The organism is Psychromonas aquatilis, from assembly GCF_038155185.1.
In the GTDB taxonomy this organism is placed as follows: Bacteria; Pseudomonadota; Gammaproteobacteria; order Enterobacterales; family Psychromonadaceae; genus Psychromonas; species Psychromonas aquatilis.
The window spans coordinates 1-22,589 of record NZ_JBAKAZ010000003.1 but is presented as its reverse complement, the minus strand read 5'-3'; the positions used below and the strand labels follow the sequence as shown (position 1 = coordinate 22,589).

The 22,589-nt window shown below is 38.1% G+C and carries 19 protein-coding genes; 4 read left to right on the top strand and 15 right to left on the bottom strand.

Annotated elements, in window-relative coordinates:
* Position 1: 1 nt before the first annotated feature.
* From V6256_RS01075 to V6256_RS01055, 5 genes are all read right to left on the bottom strand, one after another.
* Complete coding sequence (locus V6256_RS01075; protein WP_341596135.1) at positions 2-1,132, bottom strand: ABC transporter permease; 1,131 nt, start codon at positions 1,130-1,132, stop codon at positions 2-4.
* Positions 1,129-2,715, bottom strand: a complete 1,587-nt coding sequence (locus tag V6256_RS01070) for an ABC transporter ATP-binding protein (RefSeq protein ID WP_341596134.1) — start codon at positions 2,713-2,715, stop codon at positions 1,129-1,131. The genes V6256_RS01075 and V6256_RS01070 overlap by 4 nt, the downstream gene beginning before the upstream one ends.
* Positions 2,716-2,930: 215 nt before the next feature.
* On the bottom strand, positions 2,931-3,935 hold the full coding sequence (locus V6256_RS01065; RefSeq protein ID WP_341596133.1) for a BMP family lipoprotein: 1,005 nt from the start codon (positions 3,933-3,935) through the stop codon (positions 2,931-2,933).
* Between the two features lie 245 nt (positions 3,936-4,180).
* Positions 4,181-5,617: a uracil-xanthine permease family protein gene (locus V6256_RS01060; RefSeq protein WP_341596132.1), complete on the bottom strand. Its 1,437-nt coding sequence runs from the start codon at positions 5,615-5,617 to the stop codon at positions 4,181-4,183.
* A gap of 434 nt (positions 5,618-6,051) precedes the next feature.
* On the bottom strand, positions 6,052-7,497 hold the full coding sequence (locus V6256_RS01055) for an NCS1 family nucleobase:cation symporter-1 (protein WP_341596131.1): 1,446 nt from the start codon (positions 7,495-7,497) through the stop codon (positions 6,052-6,054).
* A 279-nt stretch (positions 7,498-7,776) separates the two neighbouring features.
* Here V6256_RS01055 and V6256_RS01050 point away from each other — a divergent pair, with 279 nt between their 5' ends.
* The 3 genes from V6256_RS01050 (at position 7,777) to puuE (ending at position 10,224) form a co-directional block, all read left to right on the top strand.
* The gene (locus tag V6256_RS01050) at positions 7,777-8,463 is read left to right on the top strand and encodes a GntR family transcriptional regulator (protein WP_341596130.1); all 687 of its coding nucleotides are present in this window, start codon (positions 7,777-7,779) and stop codon (positions 8,461-8,463) included.
* Positions 8,460-9,212 carry an aspartate/glutamate racemase family protein gene (locus V6256_RS01045; protein WP_341596129.1) on the top strand — a complete coding sequence of 251 codons (753 nt, stop codon included), beginning with the start codon at positions 8,460-8,462 and terminating at the stop codon, positions 9,210-9,212. Before V6256_RS01050 ends, V6256_RS01045 begins: the two co-directional genes overlap by 4 nt.
* Positions 9,213-9,294: 82 nt before the next feature.
* Positions 9,295-10,224, top strand: a complete 930-nt coding sequence (puuE, locus tag V6256_RS01040; protein WP_341596128.1) for an allantoinase PuuE — start codon at positions 9,295-9,297, stop codon at positions 10,222-10,224.
* Positions 10,225-10,329: 105 nt separating this feature from the next.
* On the opposite strand, the gene V6256_RS01035 is transcribed toward puuE, so the two are convergent.
* From V6256_RS01035 to V6256_RS00990, 10 genes are all read right to left on the bottom strand, one after another.
* Positions 10,330-11,565 (bottom strand): allantoate amidohydrolase, encoded by a 1,236-nt coding sequence (locus V6256_RS01035; protein WP_341596127.1) that lies wholly within the window; start codon positions 11,563-11,565, stop codon positions 10,330-10,332.
* A 21-nt stretch (positions 11,566-11,586) separates the two neighbouring features.
* On the bottom strand, positions 11,587-12,819 hold the full coding sequence (locus tag V6256_RS01030; protein WP_341596126.1) for a pyridoxal-phosphate-dependent aminotransferase family protein: 1,233 nt from the start codon (positions 12,817-12,819) through the stop codon (positions 11,587-11,589).
* Positions 12,819-14,387, bottom strand: coding sequence for a gamma-glutamyltransferase family protein (locus tag V6256_RS01025; protein WP_341596125.1), 1,569 nt, complete (start codon positions 14,385-14,387; stop codon positions 12,819-12,821). The genes V6256_RS01030 and V6256_RS01025 overlap by 1 nt, the downstream gene beginning before the upstream one ends.
* Positions 14,387-15,583 (bottom strand): amidase, encoded by a 1,197-nt coding sequence (locus V6256_RS01020; RefSeq protein ID WP_341596124.1) that lies wholly within the window; start codon positions 15,581-15,583, stop codon positions 14,387-14,389. The genes V6256_RS01025 and V6256_RS01020 overlap by 1 nt, the downstream gene beginning before the upstream one ends.
* A 16-nt stretch (positions 15,584-15,599) precedes the next feature.
* A complete protein-coding gene (locus tag V6256_RS01015; protein ID WP_341596123.1) occupies positions 15,600-16,598 on the bottom strand; it encodes a bile acid:sodium symporter family protein in 999 nt (332 codons plus the stop codon).
* Positions 16,599-16,667: 69 nt separating this feature from the next.
* Positions 16,668-17,486, bottom strand: coding sequence for a MurR/RpiR family transcriptional regulator (locus tag V6256_RS01010; protein ID WP_341596122.1), 819 nt, complete (start codon positions 17,484-17,486; stop codon positions 16,668-16,670).
* Between the two features lie 36 nt (positions 17,487-17,522).
* On the bottom strand, positions 17,523-18,251 hold the full coding sequence (locus tag V6256_RS01005) for an amino acid ABC transporter ATP-binding protein (RefSeq protein ID WP_341596121.1): 729 nt from the start codon (positions 18,249-18,251) through the stop codon (positions 17,523-17,525).
* A complete protein-coding gene (locus tag V6256_RS01000) occupies positions 18,238-18,888 on the bottom strand; it encodes an amino acid ABC transporter permease (protein ID WP_341596120.1) in 651 nt (216 codons plus the stop codon). The genes V6256_RS01005 and V6256_RS01000 overlap by 14 nt, the downstream gene beginning before the upstream one ends.
* A gap of 11 nt (positions 18,889-18,899) precedes the next feature.
* The gene (locus V6256_RS00995) at positions 18,900-19,568 is read right to left on the bottom strand and encodes an amino acid ABC transporter permease (protein ID WP_341596119.1); all 669 of its coding nucleotides are present in this window, start codon (positions 19,566-19,568) and stop codon (positions 18,900-18,902) included.
* A gap of 18 nt (positions 19,569-19,586) precedes the next feature.
* Complete coding sequence (locus V6256_RS00990) at positions 19,587-20,372, bottom strand: transporter substrate-binding domain-containing protein (protein ID WP_341596118.1); 786 nt, start codon at positions 20,370-20,372, stop codon at positions 19,587-19,589.
* Between the two features lie 1,029 nt (positions 20,373-21,401).
* Here V6256_RS00990 and V6256_RS00985 point away from each other — a divergent pair.
* Positions 21,402-22,454: an OmpA family protein gene (locus V6256_RS00985; protein ID WP_341596117.1), complete on the top strand. Its 1,053-nt coding sequence runs from the start codon at positions 21,402-21,404 to the stop codon at positions 22,452-22,454.
* Positions 22,455-22,589: the final 135 nt, after the last annotated feature.

Genomic DNA, 22,589 nt, shown 5'->3' with positions numbered 1-22,589 from the left:
TTTAAGCCTCCGCTACTAATGTGTTTTTAGCTTTCTTCTTTGCATCAAGATATACAAATAGTTTTTCCGTGGGTTTAACCAGCATCAGCGAAAGTGCGCCACTAAATAATACAACCAATGCTTGTACTACTTGGATCATTTCACGGTCAATATCAGGAAAATCAAAAGAAAGTTCTGCGCCACCTTGGTAGAGAATACCAAATAATATGCTGGCTAAGATAATGCCAAAAGGGTGGTTACGGCCGATTAAACAAACTGCGATACCTGTAAAGCCATACCCAGCAACAAAACCAAGCTTCAGCTGTTGTGAGTACCCTTGGACCTCATTCAAACTTAATAAACCCGATAGTGCACCTGAAATAAGCATCACAATAATGATTAAATGTTTTCGGTTGATACCACCATATTCAGCGGCAGAGGGACTTGAACCCATTGCGCGAATGACATAACCCCAGCGTGTTCTCCACAGCAGTAGCCAGACCAGTACACAACAAATAAGTGCAATGATAAAACTTAAGTTCATTGGCGATTCTGCAAATCCAAAGCCAAACCAAGCTGCAATAGTATGAAAACCAGGTAATACAGCAACAGGCTCAAATAAGCGTGAGACAGGGGCCATTTGACCTTTTTGGTTTAATACATTAACCATTAAGTAAACCATCAATGATGAAGCGATGAAATTAAACATAATAGTCGTAATAACAATATGGCTGCCGCGGTAAGCTTGTAAATAGGCTGGAATGAGTGCCCATAATGCACCAAATGCCATACTAGCAAACATAGTAATAGGGAGGATCGCCCAGAAAGGTAGGGTATGATCTAATCCTAAACAGGCAAGGCCAACACCTAGTCCACCAATATACGCTTGTCCTTCACCACCAATATTAAATAAGCCAGCAGAAAAGGCTACCGCAACGGCGAGTCCGGTAAAAATAAAGTTGGTTGCATAGTAAAATGTATAGCCAATCCCTTCTTGATAGCCTAATGCACCGCTAATCATTGTTTTAGCTGCTTCTATTGGGTCAACATCAACCGCAATAAAAATAAAAGCAGAGAATGCAAAAGCAAATAATATATTAATCAAAGGCAGTACAATAATACTCACCCATGAAGGTATCTTTGAGTCGTTCATAGCTGCTCTCCAGCACTAGGTTGTTGCACGGTTGTTTGAAGCTCTTCAGGCATAATATTGGCCATCATCATACCCAACAGTTTTTCGTTAGCTTGCTCTGCAGAAACTTCACCAACGACTTGGCCATCAAACATCACAATAATGCGGTCAGATAACGCCATAATTTCATCTAATTCTACTGAAACAAGTAAAATACCTTTGCCTTGATCTCGTAGTTCAATGATGCGTTTATGGATAGTTTCAATCGCGCCTATATCTACACCACGAGTTGGTTGACCGATTAATAATACGTCGGGGTTTTTATCTACTTCACGGGCAATAATTAGTTTTTGTTGATTACCGCCAGAGAATAAAGAGCTACGTAACTTAGGGTCTTGAGGGCGAACATCCCACTCTTCCATTAAACGAGCACATTCTTGATTAATAACACCAGGTTTATTAAGTAATTTACCATTATAAGTTGATGAGTTTTGGTAGCCTAAAATAGCTGATTCTTCAGCGGTAAATGATTTAATTAATCCCATTACCAGGCGATCTTCAGGGATGTGGCCGACACCTAATTCTCGTACTTTTGCTGCAGAACTAGGGTGGTTAGCATCAATCCATGTACCATTAATATTAAGCTGTCCTTTCGTTGGTTTTAACAAACCAGCTAATACGCTCATGAGCTCCGATTGGCCGTTACCTGAAACCCCAGCTATACCTACAACTTCACCTGCTTTGATAGACATCGAAACTTCTTTTAAGCGGTCAACGCCCATTTCATCGGTATAGGTTAATTTATTTGTTGTTAATAAGGTTTGTTGTGGTTTGGCTTTCGATCTGTCTACTTTGAGGCGCACCTTACGGCCAACCATCAGTTCGGCGAGCTCTTCTTTGTTTGTTTCTGCTGTTTTACGATGTGCGACCATTTCTCCTTGGCGCATAACAGAGACATTGTTAGTTGCGGCAAGAATTTCTCTTAACTTATGGGTAATAAGTAAAATAGTGACACCTTGGTCGCGTAAAGCATCAAAGATTTTGAAGAGGTGGTCAGTTTCTTGTGGCGTTAATACACCCGTTGGTTCATCGAGAATAAGAATTTTTGCACCACGGTATAAGGCTTTTAATATTTCCACACGTTGTTGCAGGCCAACAGGAAGGTCTTCGATAAGTGCGTCTAGTGGAACGTCTAATTGATATTCGGTTGCTAAACGTTGTAACTCTTTGCGTGCCTTTTTTAAGCTAGGTTGTAATAAACCGCCTTCTTCAGCACCTAAAATAACATTCTCTAATACACTAAAATTATCAACCAACATAAAATGCTGATGTACCATGCCAATTCCGTAGCTAATGGCTTCTTTTGAACTTGTTAATTTGCGTACTTTACCTGATATTTTTATATCGCCAGAATCTGCTATATAAAACCCATAAATGATATTCATGAGCGTTGATTTACCCGCACCATTTTCACCGATGATTCCATGAATTGTGCCGGCTGGTACTTTTAAGTCAATATTGCGATTAGCATGTACTGCACCAAATTTTTTATCGATACCACAAAGCTCTAAAGCAATATTATTTTCATTATGAGGCTGAGACATAAATTAAGCTCTCTATTGTATCTACTGATATATGCATCATTAATGCTTAAGGAGTAAAAATATTACATATATTCATTTGTGTCTTTTTTATTGAAAAAATAAATAGTTATATAGTGATATGTTGAGTTAGATAACGTTAATTATTATTTTTACAATGGATTAAAACAAAAACGCTCCCTTATTTTTAGTAAGGAAGCGTGATCGTTTTAGGAAGTTTAGTAATTACAGGTATTGTCACTCATGTAATCATGTACTTTGATTTCACCTGATATTATTTTTGCTTTAATACCATTAATTTCTACTTCCATTTCTGGTGTGATTAAATCGCGGTTATATTCATCAATAGCCCAATCAACACCATTCTCTTTCAAACCTAGTACTTCAATACCCGGTGTAAAAGTACCTTGCTCAGCGGCTTTGAATGCATCAACTGTCGCTACGCCAACACGTTTAACCATTGAGGTAAGCATCACGCCAGGGTGAATATAGTTTTGGTTAGAGTCAACACCGATTGCATACTTACCTTCATCTACAGCTGCTTGGTAAACGCCTGCACCTGTCCCGCCGGCTGCTGCAAAGACAACATCAGCGCCTTTACTAAATTGGCTTTTAGCAAGTTCAGCGCCACGCGCTGGATCAGACCAAGCCGCATTTGTTGAACCTGTCATATTTTGGAATATTTCTGCATCTTTATTGTAGTATTTTGCACCTTGCTCGTAGCCACAAGAAAATCGACGAATAAGTGGAATATCCATACCACCAACAAAACCTACTTTATTGGTTTCTGATTTCATTGCAGCAATTGCACCGACAAGGAAAGAACCTTCTTGCTCTTTAAATAAAACTGATTTTACATTGGGTAAATCGACCACTGCATCAATGATAATGAATTCACTATCAGGGTATTTAGCAGCAATTTTCTGTAGTGGTGTCGCATATAAAAAGCCCACTACTAGGATTGGACTAAAGCCTCGGCGTGCTAAACGTTCAAGACCTTGCTCTCGCTGAGCGTCACTTGATGGTACTAATTCACGTACGTCAACGTCAGATTGCTCCATGAATTTCTTTACGCCATTTTCAGCGACAGCTTGACCAAACGATTTATCGAATTTACCAGTTGAATCGTATGCAACTGCAGGCTTAAAGTCTGCGGCTTGTGCTGTAAGAGAACACAAAGCAATTGAAACCGCTGCAGCGGCGATCGAAAGTTGTTTTTTCATAAATAAATTGTCCTTAATATATATAAATGAGAAATAAACGATAGCTAGGATTGAGTGATTCAGTCGCCACCGAATAAATTTAATTAGTGTTTCCATAATAATGTAAATCGTTCACTTTAGGTACTGTTTCCTAATTAGCATTGACTCTTTTACGAGACAAAAATGAAAGAGTTATCGTAAATTACGATAACTCTTTAGTACTCACTGTTAACTATTTCATTTTTTGTCAGTAATTTACTTAAGTGTTAACTTCTTGCTTTCTTTGGTAACTCATCATTCATCGGAAAATCTTGAATGATTGGATGGTATTGCTCTGGGTATTCACCTAAAAAGAGTGTTAGTAAAATAACACTTAATCCACTTGCCGTTACTGGCGAGCCGAAGATACTTTTAATAATCGCACCTAGTTCTCCACCAATATTGGCAGAAATAGTGTTAACTACTTCTGGAACAAGTAAAACACCTAAGCCCATACCAAATGAAACCGCTAATGTGAGCATGTTCTTTCTGTTTAGCTCAACATGTGTCAGTATTTTTACGCCCGCTATTGCGACAGTTGCGAACATAATAATAGTTGCACCACCTAATACTGAGCTTGGTACTGCTCGGAATAGCGCGCCGATATGTGGAAATAATCCCATTACGATTAAGATGCCACCAATCCATACACCGATAAAGCGGCTTGCAATACCTGTTAATTGAATAACACCGTTGTTTTGACTAAAGGTTGTATTTGGAAAAGTATTGAATACACCGGCAAGCAGTGAATTCACACCATCGCCTAAAATACCTTGTTTAATGCGTTTTATATAAGAGTTACCGGTAATTGGCTGTTTCGATACAATACAGTTTGCCGTGATATCACCTGATGTTTCAATTGCTGTTATCAGGTAAATAAGTGCAACAGGAATAAAGGCAGCAAGGTCAAAGGATAAGCCATATTTAAACGGCATCGGTAAGCTGATAATAGACTCTACTTGGCCAATCGCACTGTAGTTAACTTTACCCATCATTACTGCGGCGATCATACCTACTATCATACCGATAATAATAGAAGATAAACGAACCCATTGATTACCGTATTTGTGCGCGATAATAATTGCAACCATCACTAATATGCCTAGAAACAGATTACTAGGACTAGCAAAAAGCTCCGGCTTATTAGTTAATAGCCATTGCCCACCGGCTAAATCAGTGAAGCCCACTTTAATTAAGCTGATACCAATAATAGTAATAACCGTTCCAGTTACTACAGGCGTTACAACACGTTTTAATTTCTCTAGGAATTGACTAACAAAAATTTCTACGAATGCACCTAAAGCACATACACTAAAAATAAGAGACAGTATTTCATCAGGGCCGCCACCTTTTGATTTAGCGATAAACCCAGCAGCTAGTACTGAACTTAAAAATGCAAAACTAGTACCTTGTACACAAATCATGCCCGCACCGACACCCATTGGTCTTTTTGCTTGAATAATTGTACCGACACCAGAAACCATCAGCGCCATTGATACTAAATAAGGAATCTCATCGCCTAATCCTAATACGCCACCAATAATCAGTGTAGGCGTAATGATGCCGATGAAACTTGCTAATACATGCTGTAGAGCAGCAAAAAATGATTCCTTTCCTGATGGGTTATCATCGAGTTTATAAATTAACTCAGATTCCTCACTCATGTTGTACTTCCTTATTCACTTATGAAACGATTGGGGCTGATTTATTATATTTTGCAACGATCGTGCCAAACATTAGTTGGGGCTTAAACTCAATATAAAACATAAGGTTATTGACAAGTAACAGGTTACTAATAATATTAATTGCCCATTTTTATTCATGTTTGGTGCAGTCGCTGCACTTTAAATGAGCAAGAAAAGAGGGGTACTTGGTTACTTTCAGGGGCGTAAATCAACATTAAAAAGTTACTTTAATAGCGTTTTGTTTTAAGTGTCATTTTAGATAAATGAGTGTAATTGCGAAGGTCTCGACGACTTGAGTCGTTTCTTAATTAGCGGCAATAAAAAAGCGAAGTAGATATTGTGTTATCACTTCGCTTTTTATATTCAGATGAATAGTTTGATTGTATTATTGTGATTTATTTATATTCAATAACTTAAGACTGCGATGCTAATATAGCTTGTTGCTTAATCGTTTCTTGACGCTCTTTCTTCATTAACACTCGATATACAATCGCTGCAGTGAAACCACCAATAAAGATAGCGTAGTTTGCTAAACCATCAACAAAGAAAGTGGCAAAAATAGCAAATAATCCCGATATTAATAGCGCATAAACACTATTCATATTAATACCATTTTCATACCAGTAAATCCCTTTAGGAGACTCTGTGTAGAGCGAGTCAATGTCAATATTGCCTTTTTTGATAAAGTAATAATCGACAATAATAATACCGTAAAGTGGACCAATCATAGCTGCTAATACATCTACCGTGTAATGAATTACTTCAGGGTTATTAAATAGGTTCCATGGCGTTAACAGAATCGATCCGATAGCGGCAATAAAACCACCAGCCTTAAAGCTTATTTTTTGTGGTGCTACATTTGAGAAATCAAAGGCAGGAGCAACAAAGTTCGCCACAATATTAATACCAACCGTTGCAAAAATGAATGTTAATGCACCTAAAATAGTAATCATCCCTGAGTCTAGACGTTTAACTGTTTCAACAGGATCCGTTATCATTTCACCAAAAACAGGAATTGAAGCAGAAACAATCAATACACTAAATAATGAGAAGATAATAAAGTTAACTGGCAACCCTAATAAATTCCCAACTTTTAACTCTTTATAGCTAACACAATAACGAGAGAAGTCACTAAAGTTAAGTGTTGGGCCCGCAAAATAACCGGCAACTAATGAGGTGGCGATGATCATTTGTATAATTGCATCCCAACCAACCAATTTTTCAGAGCTTAAATTAAAGCTAATATTTTCCCAACCAGCAAGGCTGACCAGATAGATACAAAGAGCAAACATAGCCAGATAGATTGCAGGACCTGACCAGTCGATAACTTTACGGATCATATTCATGCCAAACATAAAGATAACGGCTTGCAAAATCCACATTGATGAAAATCCTATCCATCCTAAATAAGATAAACCTAAAAATTCAGAGTCGGCTAAACTAGCTGCACTAGGGAAAAAATAAAGTATTAGAATAATAAAAGCACTGGAAGCGAGGTAAGTTTGAATACCATACCAAACGACAGCAATCAGTCCTCGAATTACCGCAGGAATATTGGCACCAAATACACCAAATGACATACGAGCAATAATAGGGAAAGGGGCACCACTTTTTTGTCCAGGTTTCCCCATTAAGTTAGCAAATAATAAAACAATAGAAATACCCGCTAATAAACTAATAAAAACTTGAATTCCATTTAATCCTAATGCAAATAAGCTGGCTGCAAAAACATAACCACCAACGCTATGTACATCTGACATCCAGAAAGCAAAAATACTATACCATCCCCATTTTTGTTCTTTCTCTGGTAATAAATCTTCATTACTCAGGCGTGGGCTCACTAATAATTCATCTGACATAACTAACCTCTACTATTAAAATTGTATACAATGTTTTGTAGCAGTTAATGTGCCAATTTTATAAAATCCCATAAACACTAGGCTTGTATACAGAAATTTAAATGCTCTTTAGGTTTAAATATGCATTTTTGCACTATTTTTAAGCAAATGAGATCAATTTGGTGCGCCAGCGAGCTTGATTTGTGGTTATTGAAGGTTAAACTAATTTTATATTAGAAAATAAAGTTGTATACATTACCTTGGTTTTTATTGTATACAATAAAAAGGAAGGGAATAAAGGTGAGTAATAACTTGAGTGACGAAGCTATTTACAAAAAAATATTAAAATCGATTGTAGAGCGTCAATTGCCTCCAGGAGCAAGATTACCTGAAGATAAGTTATCTGAAGCTTTTGGTAAAAGTCGTACTAGTATTCGAAAAGTATTACAACGTTTAGCCTTAGAACGAATAGTTACTATTGCGCCTAATAAAGGTGCACAAGTTAACCGACCGACTGAAAAAGAGGCTAAAGAAGTACTAGATAGTCGTATCATGTTAGAGCCAATACTTATTCCCGATATATTAAAAGTATGGTCAACAAGTCACTCCAATCACTTTCGAAAAATGGTTGCAGCAGAGAAAAAAGCTGAACAAGAAGAAGACCAATCGGCTTTAATTCAACTAACAGCACAATTTCATTATGAGCTAGCACAGTTATCTGGAAACTCGGTGATGGCTGAGTTTATTGAGCAGCTATGTTACCGCTCTTCTTTGATTATTGCTGTCTTTGGTTCTCGTCATAGTGTGAGCTGTGATTGTGGGGATCATGATGCGTTTATCGATATTTTAGATAAAGGCGATCATGATACTGCTCAAAAGTGGATGAAACACCATTTGGTGCATATCAAGTCTTCTTTAAAATTGGCTACAAGTGATGATCATAAAATTAATTTTAAACACCTTTTTTCTACTATGGATGAGAAATGAAAATAAATTTAATTAACCCAAATACTTGTACTGGTATGACAGAAAAGATTGCAGAATCAGCAAGAGCAGTGGCATTAACAACAACCGATATCATTGCTTCTTCACCATCTGATGGTCCTGAAAGTATAGAAAGTGCCTTTGATGAAGCCATTGCTTCAGCTGCTTTGTTAGATGTTATTCAAGCTGGGGAAGCAGCACAAGTTGATGCTCATATTATTGCCTGTTTCGGCGATCCTGCTTTAGATGCTGCACGTGAAATTGCCACTGTTCCTGTTATTGGTATTGCTGGTGCTGCGTTTCAATTGGCTAGTTTAATCTCCTATCGATTTGGGATTGTAACAACCATGACCCGCACCCTTCCTGCTAGTGAGCACTTACTGCATCGCTATGGTTACCAACATCTATGTAGTGGAGTGCGTGCTACAGATATTGCGGTATTAGACCTTGAAGAAACGAATGATGATATATATCTTGAGTTAAAGTTAGAATGTGAAAAGTCGATTCAATCTGATGGAGCTGAAGCGATTGTATTAGGCTGTGCAGGTATGTCTGATTTAGTTGCTCGTTTATCAGAAGATCTCCAAGTTTCTGTTATCGATGGTGTCGCTGCAGCCGTTAAACTAGCAGAGTCATTACATCAGCTTGGTTTAAAAACCTGTAAAATTGGCCAATATGGTGCACCGTTAACAAAAGCATTCCATGGACGCTATCAGCATTGGGATAATTGTTCGACAACCTTGAAAAAATAAACGTTGTTGAAATAGTTAAGTTAGTAAAATGCTAATTAGTGCAGTTTAAATCAAATAAAAAATTAACTAAGGAAAGTGAATAATGAGTATAGATAATCCACGCGATTATATTGGTTACGGAAGAGATAATGTACCTGATGCAAATTGGCCTAATAAAGCTAAAATTGCAGTGCAATTTGTGCTTAATTATGAAGAAGGGGGGGAGAATTGTGTATTACATGGAGACCCTCATTCGGAAACCTTTTTATCGGAAATAGCTGGTGCAGAAGCTTATCCAGAACGCCATATGAGTATGGAGTCATTATATGAATATGGCTCAAGAACAGGTGTGTGGCGCATTTTAAATGAATTTAAAAAACGTCAATTACCATTAACAATATTTGGTGTTGCAACTGCTTTACAGCGTAATCCTGAAGTGACTAAAGCGATTATTGAAGACGGACATGAGATAGCTTGTCATGGATTAAAATGGTTACATTATCAACATACACCTATTGCTGAAGAACGCGCAGATATGATCCAAGCATTGGATATCATTGAAGACTTAACCGGTAAACGCCCGTTAGGTTGGTATACTGGACGAGATTCTCCTAATACTCGTGGCTTAGTTGCAGAGCAAAAAGGGTTGGTTTATGACTCTGATTATTATGGGGATGATTTACCTTTTTGGACGCAAGTAAAAAGTACAGAGCCGGGTAAAACACGTCCGCATTTAGTTATTCCTTATACTTTAGATAATAATGATATGCGCTTTTCATCTCCTTATGGCTTTAGTCACGGAGAGGAGTTCTTCCAGTATTTAAAAGATAGTTTTGATTGCTTATATGCAGAAGGTGACGATAAACCTAAAATGATGTCGATTGGTTTACATTGCCGTGTGATTGGTAAGCCGAGCCGCTTTATGGCGTTGAAAAAGTTCTTAGATTATGTGCAATCACATGATCATGTATGGATAGCTCGACGCGATGAAATTGCACAACATTGGATAGATAACCATCCTTACTCATTGTAATTTTATCTGCTTTAAGCTTATTTTAAGCAGATAAAACATAATAAAAAAGGCGCATCAAGCGCCTTTTTTGTTGTTTGGGTATTAAAGCATTAACGCTGCTAACTGTTAGTCAGTTAATTTTTTAATCATATCAACTAAGCAATTTAGGGCAACTGCTACGTCTGACTCTATCACTTGCTCTCTGGGATTATGGCTGATGCCTTTTTCACAGCGTACAAATAACATACCTATGTCGGTAATATTTGTCATCACCATTGCGTCATGGCCTGCGCCACTAGAAAGGAAACGAGGCGGTTTTTGTGTATGTTGTTCAACAACTTCACCCCATTTCTTTTGTAAATCATCATCACATAATACGGCTTCTGCTTGATAGAGCTTTTCATGTGTTAACGTTAGTTGACGTTTAGTGGCAATATCCGACAGCATTTGTAACAAAGTTTCACAACAACGTTCTAACGTTGATTGGCACTGACTACGAATATCAATGGTAAAATGTACTTCTCCTGCAATAACATTGACTGCAGCGGGAAATACGTCGCAACGGCCTACGGTCGCAACGATTTCATTATCAATTGCAAATTGTTCAATCGCTGAAACCATCTCAGCTGTACCACACATTGCGTCTCGACGTAAATTCGAAGGAACGGTTCCAGCATGGCCAGCCATTCCTTTGAGTTTAAATTGATAACGCTTTGCACCTGCAATACCGGTTACTACTCCAACAGGTAAATCTAGATCTTCTAATACAGGGCCCTGTTCGATGTGTACTTCTAGGTAAGATAAAATATCATCGGCTAGGCGTTGATCTTTACCTGCTAAAGCAGGATCGAGTCCAAAATGTGTCATGGCTTGCGCCATACTAATGCCATCGCTATCGGTTACCGCTAACCATTCTTCTTGAAAGCCGCCTGCAACAGCACTTGAGCCAATGAGAGTGGTATTAAAACGAGTACCTTCTTCATCAGCGAAAGCAACTATATCAACATGGAAGGGCAGTTCCACATCACTTAGTTGTAGCATCGCTTCAATGGCCAGCAATACCCCTAAGTTACCATCATATTTACCTGCATTGGCTACCGTGTCACTGTGTGAACCAATCAAAAGCGTAGGCATGGTTGGGTTTTTAGCAACTTTTCGGCCCCATTGGTTACCTACGCTATCCTCCCATGTTTCTAAGTTAGCGAGTTGCATCCATTGATCAATTTGTTGGTGTGCAGCCTTGTGCTCAGGCGTTAAATAGGCGCGTAATAACCCATTTTCCATTGCACTAAAAGTACCGAGTTGATCGGCCTGTTGCATTATTTTTGCCGCGCCTTGTTTGGCATCAGTGTTAATTTGCATAAATTCTCCTATCACCCTAATTTAGATGCTGTAAAACTTCATTGCAGTCGTCACAGCTTGACCTGGAGATATGTTTGCTTTGTATTTTAATAGTATCGATTCCAATGCAGCTAAGGTTGTTAATACACAGTCTTGTCGTGCATTGAAGCCCATTGTGCCAATACGCCAGATTTTTCCGTGTAATGGGCCGAATGACGTGCCTATTTCGATACCAAAAGCCAGTAATAACTCTTCTCGAATTTGTTCACCGTTAACGCCATCAGGAATATAAACACCGACTACATTATTCATTTTGTAAGCTTGGTTACCAAATAGTGTTAAGCCCATTGCTTGTAAACCAGCCGCCATCGCATCACCAGCTTGTTTATGGCGAGCCACTACGTTAGTACTGCCTTCTTCTAGGAAGATACGTGCACACTCACGAGCTGCATATAACATACTTGTTGCTTCTGTATGGTGATTAAGGCGCTCAGGTCCCCAGTAGTCCATGATCATTGCAAGGTCAAAGTAATTAGAGTTAATTGCGGCTTCACTACCTGAAGTATGGTGATCTGCTTTGATGCCCGCTTCAATATGCTTACGTTTGTTAATCACTTCCGCACATTTGTCGCTTAAGGTCATTGGTGCGCTACCAGAAGGGCCACCAAGACATTTTTGTAAGCCAGCCGAAACAGCATCTAACTTCCACTCATCAACTTTTAAATCATTTCCGGCGATAGAAGCGGTTGCATCACAATAGAACAGTACATCATGACGGTCACAAATCTCACCAAGTTCAGCCAGTGGCTGGTTCATTGTTGTTGAAGTATCACCTTGAACAGTCGCCAACATTTTAGGTTTGAACTCTTTAATGGCTTGTTCAACAAGTTCTGGAGGGCAAACTTCTCCCCATTCAATATCGATGGTTCTGACTACGGCACCAACGCGTTGTGCTATTTCACAAAGTAGATGGCCAAAACGTCCCATTACAGGAATAAGTACTTTATCACCAGGCTGTAAAACAGAGACTAAAACAGCTTCAATACCTGCACGTGCGGTACCATCGACTAGCATGGTTTGTTGGTTATCTGTTTCAAGAAGATCACGATATAGTGATTGTACTTGATTCATATAACCCGTCATCACTGGATCATATTGTCCAATTAATGCACCTGAAATTGCTTGATGGACCCTAGGGTAAGCATTGATTGGACCTGGTCCCATCAATAAACGAACTGGTGGGTTAAGTGTTTCGAATAAGGATTTTGTTGTCATTATTTTTCTCCAGTTATACTTTGCCCGTCACTACGAGGATCGCTTGTTGCCAGCGTTTTTCCATCAGTATTGAGCATAATGGCACCAGCGTGCCCCATTAATTCATTGTTATCTGCAACGGCTGTAATATCGTGACCTAGCGCTTTTAGTTCAGCGCCATGTTGTTTATAAAGTTGATTTTCTAAACGTAAATTGTTGGTGCTATCTCCCCAAGTTCGGCCGAGTAACCAACGTGGTTTAGCTACTGAACTCGATAAACTCATATCTTGGTATAGGTGACGACTAAATAAGCAAGCTTGTGTTTGCGGTTGTCCTTCTCCACCCATCGTTCCATAAACCAAACGGCGTCCATCATTTAATTCTGCATAGGCTGGGTTTAGCGTATGGAAAGGTTTTTTACCAGGCGCTAAAACATTATGGTGTTGTTCATCAAGCGTGAAACTTTTACCGCGTACATTCCAAGTAATCCCTGTGCTTGGCAATACAACACCTGAACCAAACTCCCAATAGATACTCTGGATAAAACTAACCATGGTGCCGTATTGATCACAAGCTCCCATCCAAATGGTATCGCCTGGTTTTGCCATATGTGGCCAAGGTAAGGCTTTGTCCAGTGAGATATTAGCAGCACAATTATTAATAACATCTTGGTCTAAAAATGTTTGTAAAGGCTGTTGTAAGCAGTCCGGATCGGTTATTTGTTGGTCGCGAATAATAAAGGCTTGTTTAGTGGCTTCAACTAACAGGTGAAGGTGCTCAAGTTCAGTTGTCGCTTGATCAGCTAACTTGTCATAAATTGCAAGAATAAGTAATGAAGCCAAGCCTTGCGTTGGCGCATCTAAGTTATATAGCTTCCCTTTAGAAATCTCCACAGTTAATGGCGTGGTTACTTTTGCTTGATGCTGGTGGAAATCATTTAAAGTAATTGGGCTACCCACTAATGCTAACTCTTCAGCCATTTTCTCTGCTAATTCACCTCGATAAAAGTCGTCTAACCCTGCCTTTGCTAACTGTTTAAATGTGTTGGCTAAGGCTGGGTTGGTGACTTGATCGCCTACTTGTAATGTTTTACCTTGTTTTAAATAAAGCTCAGCAAAGTTAGCCAATTCTTTTAATCGAGAAAATGTTTTTTCACTCGCATCGACTAAGCTATCGGTGACTTCAATACCTTGTTCTGCCGCTTCAATTGCTGGCTGTAAAAGCTCTAATAAAGGCAAGCCACTTGCATTCAGTTGTAGGGCTTGCTGCCACCCTGAAATAGTACCCGCCATTGTTATTGCTGCTTTGCCACCACTTTCTGGTAATTCATCTGACGCTTGGCGATATGTATCAACATCAATAGAAAGGGCTGATGCGCCACAGGCATCAATGGCAATAGGAGACTCTCCTGCTTTGCTGATAACCCAAAAACCATCACCACCAATACTATTCATGTGCGGGTATTGGACTGAAATCATTGCAGCTGCCGCTACCATCGCTTCACTTGCGGTACCGCCAGCATCTAATATCGCTTGTCCGGCTTGCGCCGCTTTATAATGAGGGGCTGTAAAAGAAGTTTGATAAGTCATTAAAGTTTATCTCCTTGTAATAGGTTAAATGCCGTCGCGAAAAGGTCTAATTCGCTATCTGCAACGCCCATTAATGAAAAACCACAAGGGCCTTCAGCCAGATTATCGATAGGTAGATGCAGTTGTGGAAAACCTGCTAATCCTGCAATGCTGGTTAAACCCATTAATTGAGAGCGGTAATTAGCAAGAGCTTCACCTTGTAAGGTTAAAGAAGGTGGGCCAGAAGGGGTCGTCGGCAATATCCATAAGCCTTGCATATCATTGAATAGGTCAATGAGTTGCTGAGTGAACTTGGCTTGTTGTTGTTTGGCATCGAGATACTGCTGACTGGTGATTTCTCGAGCCCAATCAACTCGTAACATGATTGAAGGATCCAGTGAATCTAAATACTCCTTTAACCATTGGTCATGGCCTTGGATAATATCGTAGCCTTGTATGGTACGAAATAATAAGCTTAATGAATCTAAGGTATGTTCAGTTTTACCTAAAACATCACACCCGACAAGCGTGATATTGGCTTGTTTACAAGCTGCTTTTAGTCTTTGTAAACGTTCAGCGCTTATTTGTGTTGCTAAGGTATTATCTAAATAAAGCTTAGTTACTGCTTCACCCGTTTCTTTATTATCTGCTAAGACTTTAAACACCTTCGATAATAAAGATAAGTCTCGACTAAAAATACCGGCAGTATCAAAGCTTTCAGATAACTGAAAAGCATGTTCTAAATTAAGCTTGCCAAGTGTAGGGCGTAAGCCATATAAACCACAGTAACTTGCAGGTACACGTACTGAGCCACCTGTATCTGTGCCTATTGAAAAGTCCGCATCACCAGTTGCCACTGCGACGGCACTACCACTTGACGAGCCACCGGGTAAACAATCTGGGGCAATAGGATTGATAGGCGTACCATAATGGATATTTTGCCCATTAAGGCTATATGCTAACTCATCTGTTTGTACTCTACCGACACATTCCGCGCCATTAGCTAATAACGTTTCAATCAGTGGAGATGTTTTTGATGCTTTTGAGTGACTCGTTAGCCAAGCTGGATTACCAGCGCCTGTTACATAACCTTCTACATCAAATAAATCTTTAAAAACAAATGATAGATTATCTAGCTCACCATTGGCAGTTGCAGATAGTGCTTGTGGGCCTTGTTGGCAATATACACGAGCGTCTTTAGCTATTTTATTATTCATTTTAACTTCCTAGAACTTAGTGAGAAGAAGCTTGTTCGCTTTGTGCTGCGTATTTGTTTGCTAATATTGCACAATAGAAAATCTGAATTGGGTGATACAACATAATCGGTAATAAAATCATGCCTAGATTAGAAGCTAATTCTGGGTTACCGCCAAAGATAGCGGTTGCCATTGGAATACCTGCAGCAAGGGTTTTTTTAGTACCACAAAATACAGCAGCGACTTCATCGGCTAACTCGAAATTACTACGGCGGGCACCCCATTGAATTGAATGCACCATAACCAATAACACAACAATACAAATAAGGATTGAAACAAGTAACATTTGTATTGAGAAAGTACTCCAAATACCATTTACAACTGAGTTACAGAAAGCGTTGTAAACAATTAATAAAATAACGTATTTATCAACTTTACTAACAACTGATTTATGTTTTTGTGCAAACTCTAGTAAGAATGGACGTGCTAATTGACCTAAGATCATTGGTAATAATAAAAGTTTTGAAATAGAGATGATCGAAGCCATTAAATCTAATTCAACACCTTCAAATCCCATAAAAGATTGAATTAACATTGGGGTAATAAAAATACCTAAAATACTTGATAAAGAAGCATTAAAAATTGCTCCCGGTACATTACCTTTACCAACACTTGTCATCGCCACTGAAGATGAAATAGTACTTGGTAAAACAAATAAATAACAAAAACCAAAGGCTAATGCAGCGGGCATATATGCTAAGAAGGTACTACCAAAAATAACCCAAAGTAATGGGTACGCAAGGAAGGTCGCTAATTGAATATAGATGTGCATTCGCCAATTACTTAGTCCTGCTTTGATAGCACTTGGAGATAGCCCCAGACCATGCAAGAAGAAGACAATTGCAACTCCAATTCCTGTTAATTTATCAAGATGAATAACACCGCCGCTTTTACCAAAATCAGCAGTGAAAATGGCTAATACAATGGCTACCACCATCCCGACTAAAAACCATTCTTTTTTAAGTTTATTTATCATTTTTATGTTGTCCCTAACTAGCTTGTTTTAAAATTTAATTTTCTATGGTTATTAATTATCACAGCTTGATTACTCTAGCTCATTTAATTTTGAGTAATGTGAGCTTATTTTACTACTTAATTGAGTGGCATCCCCTTTAAGTACTTGATAAGTACGATTGACCAAATGAGAGATAAGACTCATTGGCACAGCATAACTATCCAAAGGAGTGTCGTTATTCATATGACACACTAATAAATGACACGCTTTCGAAGCATATTTTTGGCCAGATTGATCAGTTATTAATAAAATATTGTTACCTTGTAATTGGTTTAATATTTTTGAAAATTGACTGACTCGACGACGGATACCGATAATCACCACAAAATCTTCTTCTTTAATCGAAGCGAGATCTTCACCGATGGTTTGACCTGGTAAAGGTAATAAATCGACATTACCTCGACATTGCATTAGCTGCTGTCGAAAATGTAAGGCTAAAGGGTAACTGTTACGGTAGCCAATAACTTTAATTGATGGAGCCTTTGCAAGGCTTTGAATGATTGGCTTTAATTTACTTTTGTTAAGTTGTTTACGTAAACGCTCTAAAGCTTGTATTTCTTTTTGAAAATCACAGTTTTCATTTGTTGTGGTAAGCATTGGCTCGCCACTTTTACGCACTTCTAATAACTCATTTCGTAATGATTGGTGGTCGGTATAACCTAAACGACGAATGAATCGACTGACACTTGTTTTTGATACAGAGCAGACTTCAGCAATTTCATTGGTAGACATAATCAGCACTTTTTCTGGGTTTAGCAGTAAATAATCAGCTAAACGTCTGCTATTACTTGTTAAGTCTACATAATGGCGGTGAATGCGTTCAATTAATGAGCTGCTGTTATTTGTCATCTGTTTCCCTTGTTAAAAATTTAATGATATTTATGGCTATCTTACAGCGGCTAGAAAGCTTTGTAGCTCTTCTGTTTGTGGGTTGGAAAAAACTTCCTCACTTGGCCCTGTTTCCCATACTTTACCTTGATTCATAAAAATAACACGATCGCCAACATCTCTGGCAAAGTTCATTTCATGTGTTACTAGAATTAATGTCATTCCCTCAGCTTTTAACTGTTCTAATACTTTAAGTACTTCTCCTACTAGCTCTGGATCTAAAGCAGAGGTAATTTCATCACAAAGCAGTACCTTCGGTGACATAGCAAGAGAGCGTGCAATCGCTACACGTTGTTGCTGTCCGCCAGATAAGTTACCTGGGTAAGCGTCAAATTTATCTGATAAGCCTACTTTTTCTAATAACGCTTCAGCTAATTTTTTATTCTCAGCTTTATTTTTTTTGAGTACAAGCTTAGTGGCTAACATTACATTTTCGCCAACTGTCATGTGTGGAAAAAGATTAAAGCTCTGAAAGACCATACCGACACTACGACTCAATAAACGTAATTTAAATTCATCATTTTCAACAGCTTGGTTATCAACAATAATGCCACCTTGTTGATATTCTTCTAACCCATTCATACAACGTAATAGGGTACTTTTACCTGAGCCGCTTCGGCCAATAATTGAGACAACTTCACCGGCTTCAACTTTAAGGTCGACCCCTTTAAGTACATGATTATCTCCATAATATTTATGTACCTGATCTAAACTAACGAGCGACATGATTTTTTTTCTCCAGATGACGAGCTAAAACTGAAAGTGGAAAGCAAATAATAAAATATAAAATAGCGACAAACACAAAAACCTTAAATGGTTGGAACACCGCGTTATTTATCATTGAACCTGCTTTTGTTAATTCTACAAAGCCAATTACAGAGGCAAGGGCAGTCCCTTTGACAATTTGTACAGAAAAGCCAACAGTAGGTGCAATCGACATACGCATTGCTTGTGGCACGATAACGTGACGCATGGTTTGTAAGTAGCTTAGCCCTAAGGTTTTACATGCTTCCCACTGGCCTTTGGGTAGCGCTTCGATACAGCCTCGCCAAATATCATGAAAAAAAGCACTACTAAATAATGTTAATGAAATGACCGCAGCTGTCCAAGCGTCAACTTCTATTCCGATTAACGATAACCCAAAAAAGGTTAAGAATAGTTGCATTAATAGCGGGATACCTTGGAAAATTTCAACATAACCTTGAATAAGGTAAGTGATTAGCTTATTGCGCATACTTCGTAATAGTGTGAGCAGTAAACCAAATACGCCACCGCCAACAAAAGCTAATAAAGATAATAAGATAGTCCATCGCGCTGCAAGCAGTAAATTTTTTAAAATATCCCAATCCGTAAACTGTACCATTCAATACTCTCCTACAAAGATGGGTTTTTAAAAGTAATGCGCTTGATTAAGGCGAAGGTTTGTCGCATCAATATGGCTAGCAATAGGTAAACGAGTGCGGCAATCATGTAAGACTCAAAACTTAAAAAAGTGCGTGATTGAATAAAGTTTGCCGAAAAAGTTAATTCTTCTACTGATATCTGAGATACCACGGCAGATCCCAACATAACAATAATGCATTGACTCACGATAGCTGGATAAACACGCTGATATGCTGGCGGTAAAATGATATGCCAAAACACTTGGCGGCGTGTTAAGCCTAAAGTTTGTCCTGCTTCCCATTGTCCTTTAGGTGCTGCATCAATTCCCGCTCTGATAATTTCTGTACTATAAGCACCTAAATTAATGATCATAGCGATCGTTCCTGCTTGCCATGCAGACAGTTTAAAACCCAATGCGGGTAAACCAAAAAAGATAAAAAATAGCTGCACAATAAAAGGCGTATTTCTTATGACTTCTACATAGCAAGAGCAACATGTTCTTAACCAAGCTTCTTGGCTGATTCTTCCTTGCGCACATAAAGTGCCAAGTAACAGCCCACCAAAAGTTGATATGAGTGTTAGCTCTACTGTTGTCCACAACCCTGCCGCGAATTGCGGCAAGTAAGGAATTAAGTTGGTGAAATCAAGTTGATAGCTCATAGTCGCATAAAGCCTGTATTAAAGGTCTGCAGGGAAAGGGGCTTTTAACCACTTTTGAGATAGCGCTTCTAATACACCATCTTGTTTAGCAGATTTAATTAAACGGTTAATTTCAGCAACTAACTCTGTTTCGCCTTTCATTACCCCAACGTAACATGGTGAATTATGCAGTAAGAATTTCGTTTCTGGTGCTTTATCCGGGTAGCGTGTTGCAATCTCGGTTATTACTAGATTACCTGTTGCAATCAGGCTAACTTGACCAGATAAAAAAGCAGATAAAGTACTGTTGTTATCTTCAAAGCGTTTAATCGTTGTGCTTTTCGGCACAAGTTTACTTAACTCTAAATCTTCAACTGAGCCTCGGGTAACACCGACGGTTTTGTCTGCTAATTCTTGTGCATTGCTTACTGGTTCAGACTTTGTTCCAAAAACACCTAAGAAGAAAGGTGCATATGCATCACTGAAATCAACCACTTTTTCACGTGCAGGGTTTTTACCCATACTAGAGATAACAAGATCGACTTTACCTGTTTGTAAGTAAGGGATTCGATTGGCACTCGTTACCGGAACAAGTTTTAACTCAACATTTAATTGTTTAGCTAAATATTTAGCCATATCAATATCGTAGCCTTGCGGTTGTAAATCTGTTCCAACAGAACCAAAAGGAGGGAAGTCTTGAGGAACAGCAACTTTTAATACTTTTGATTCTTTAATGTCAGTTAATTTATCAGCTTGTACAGCTTGGGCTGTGAAAAGCAAGGTTGTAGATAACACTATGCTTGATAACATTTTTAAAAACTTCATTTTAGATCTCCATCTATTTTTGAAACGATTGGAACTTGTTGGTATTTTTCTGCAACGATTGTGCCATAGTGACGAAGAGTTTAAATTCCATTTAAAACAATGATTTATTGTTTTTAAATGAAATTACTAAAAGTTGGATTTTAAAAAATTACCCATTTGGTGCGCGATTGCACCGCCAAAGAGCAGTAAAGTAGTTACTTTGAATGACGTTTCTATTGTTCATTGAATATATTAGGTGGGATAGGAATACCTAATGACTTTTACTATTAAGTAATGAAAGCGATCAATGAAAAATAGGCAGCGCAAAGTCTATATTTTAGGCTAAAGGTGGTAGTGCCTATATGTAGTAGAAGTGGTTTAGTAATGTGGGTTTAAATTAATAACTAATTCACGGTATTACCATTCAAAAATAAAGATACTGCTATAATTTAAATCTTATTTTTATATAAATCAGTTATTTACTGTTTTTTATATGGGGGTATCTCTGTTCTATTGTAGGCATCAATATTTAATCTAAATAATAAGCAGAAATTATTGAACTTTATAAGTCAATACAACTCAAATGTATTGCTTGAGGTAATGAACTAATTCCATTATCTCAAAATTAATTCTCGTTTCTTTATATTAATTAAAAAATGTCAAAAAGAGATTATGTGATGATGAATTCGTAAATAGAGTGTTTTTTGTATATATATTATAATCATAACAAGATAGAATGTGTGATGTTGATCAATGCATTAAAATAATTACGCTTAAAAAATGATAATTTAAAGATGTTATCAAACAGTGTATTTATATTTATGTTCTTTGATTTGCATATATAATGTTCAATAAATTCAAGATATTAGAGTTTAATCTTTTTTTATGAGCATATAAGATAGATAAATTTACATATTTTTATCGCATAAAATTGTTGAAATTATCATAAAAATGATATTTTTTTGCTTTGGTTGTGAAGTACTTTTGTGATCTAATTGCACTGTAGTCGTACGTTTATCATCCAACTTATTAATATAATGGAATACAAAAATGATGAAACATAAAGCCCCACTTATTGTTAGCGCAGTATTACTTGGTCAAATGCTTCCTGCTCAAGCTGAGCAAACTTCTGGTGAAACATTAGTTGGTAATGCATATGGCGGTATCCACGGTTCTTACTTACAAGCAGATAACGATCGTCTAGATGGTGATGACTCTAGAGACGAATTCGATGGTGCTGGTGGTTACGGTGCTGAGTTAGGTTACCGTATTACTAAACCTGTTGAATTACGTTTTTCTTACACTCGTTTTGAAGCTGATGTTGAAACAGGTCCTAACGTTCAAGGCATTAACAAATACAACTTAGACGCTCTATACTTCCCTAACGAAGAAAGCTTCTATGTATTAGGTGGTATGAGTGCTTTAGACTTTGATGCTGATACAGAAGCTGCATTAAACGTTGGTTTGGGTTACCGTCAATACTTTACTGATCGTTTTGCTGCATACGGTGAAGTTAAAGGTAACTACCAGTTCGACGAGAAATACACTGATGCAATCGCACAAATCGGTTTAATCTACTACTTCAGCAAAAACGAAGCACCAGTTGAGCCAGTTGTTGTATATGCTGCTCCAGTAGATACTGACCAAGATGGTGTTGTAAACGGTACTGATGAATGTGCAAACACACCTATGTCTGATAAAGTAGACGCAGTTGGTTGTACTATCTTCGAAGAAGAGACTCTATCTACTCGTTTATTAGTTAACTTCGATAACAACAAATCAGTAGTTAAACCAGAGTACTACAGTGAAGTTGCAAAAACTGCTGAGTTCCTAAAAACATACCCACAAGTAAACATCACTGTTGATGGTCACAGTTCAGCTGTAGGCGCAGCCGCTTACAACAAAAAACTATCTCAAGAACGTGCAGATGCTGTAGCTGATCTACTAGTTTCTGAATACGGTATTGATGCATCACGTATCACTGCTGTTGGTCACGGTGAAGAAGATTTACTAGATACAGCTAACACAGCTGAAGCGAACGAAATGAATCGTCGTATCGAAATCAACATCGAAGAAACTCGTGAAGTTCCTGTAGAACGTTAATATATACATTAACTGACTAATATAAAAACTCCTCAATACGAGGAGTTTTTTTTTACCTGCCAAAAGATTATTTAGCGTCTTTATACCAATTATATTAAATAAGTGATCTAAATTTTGCGCAGAAAAAATGACTTA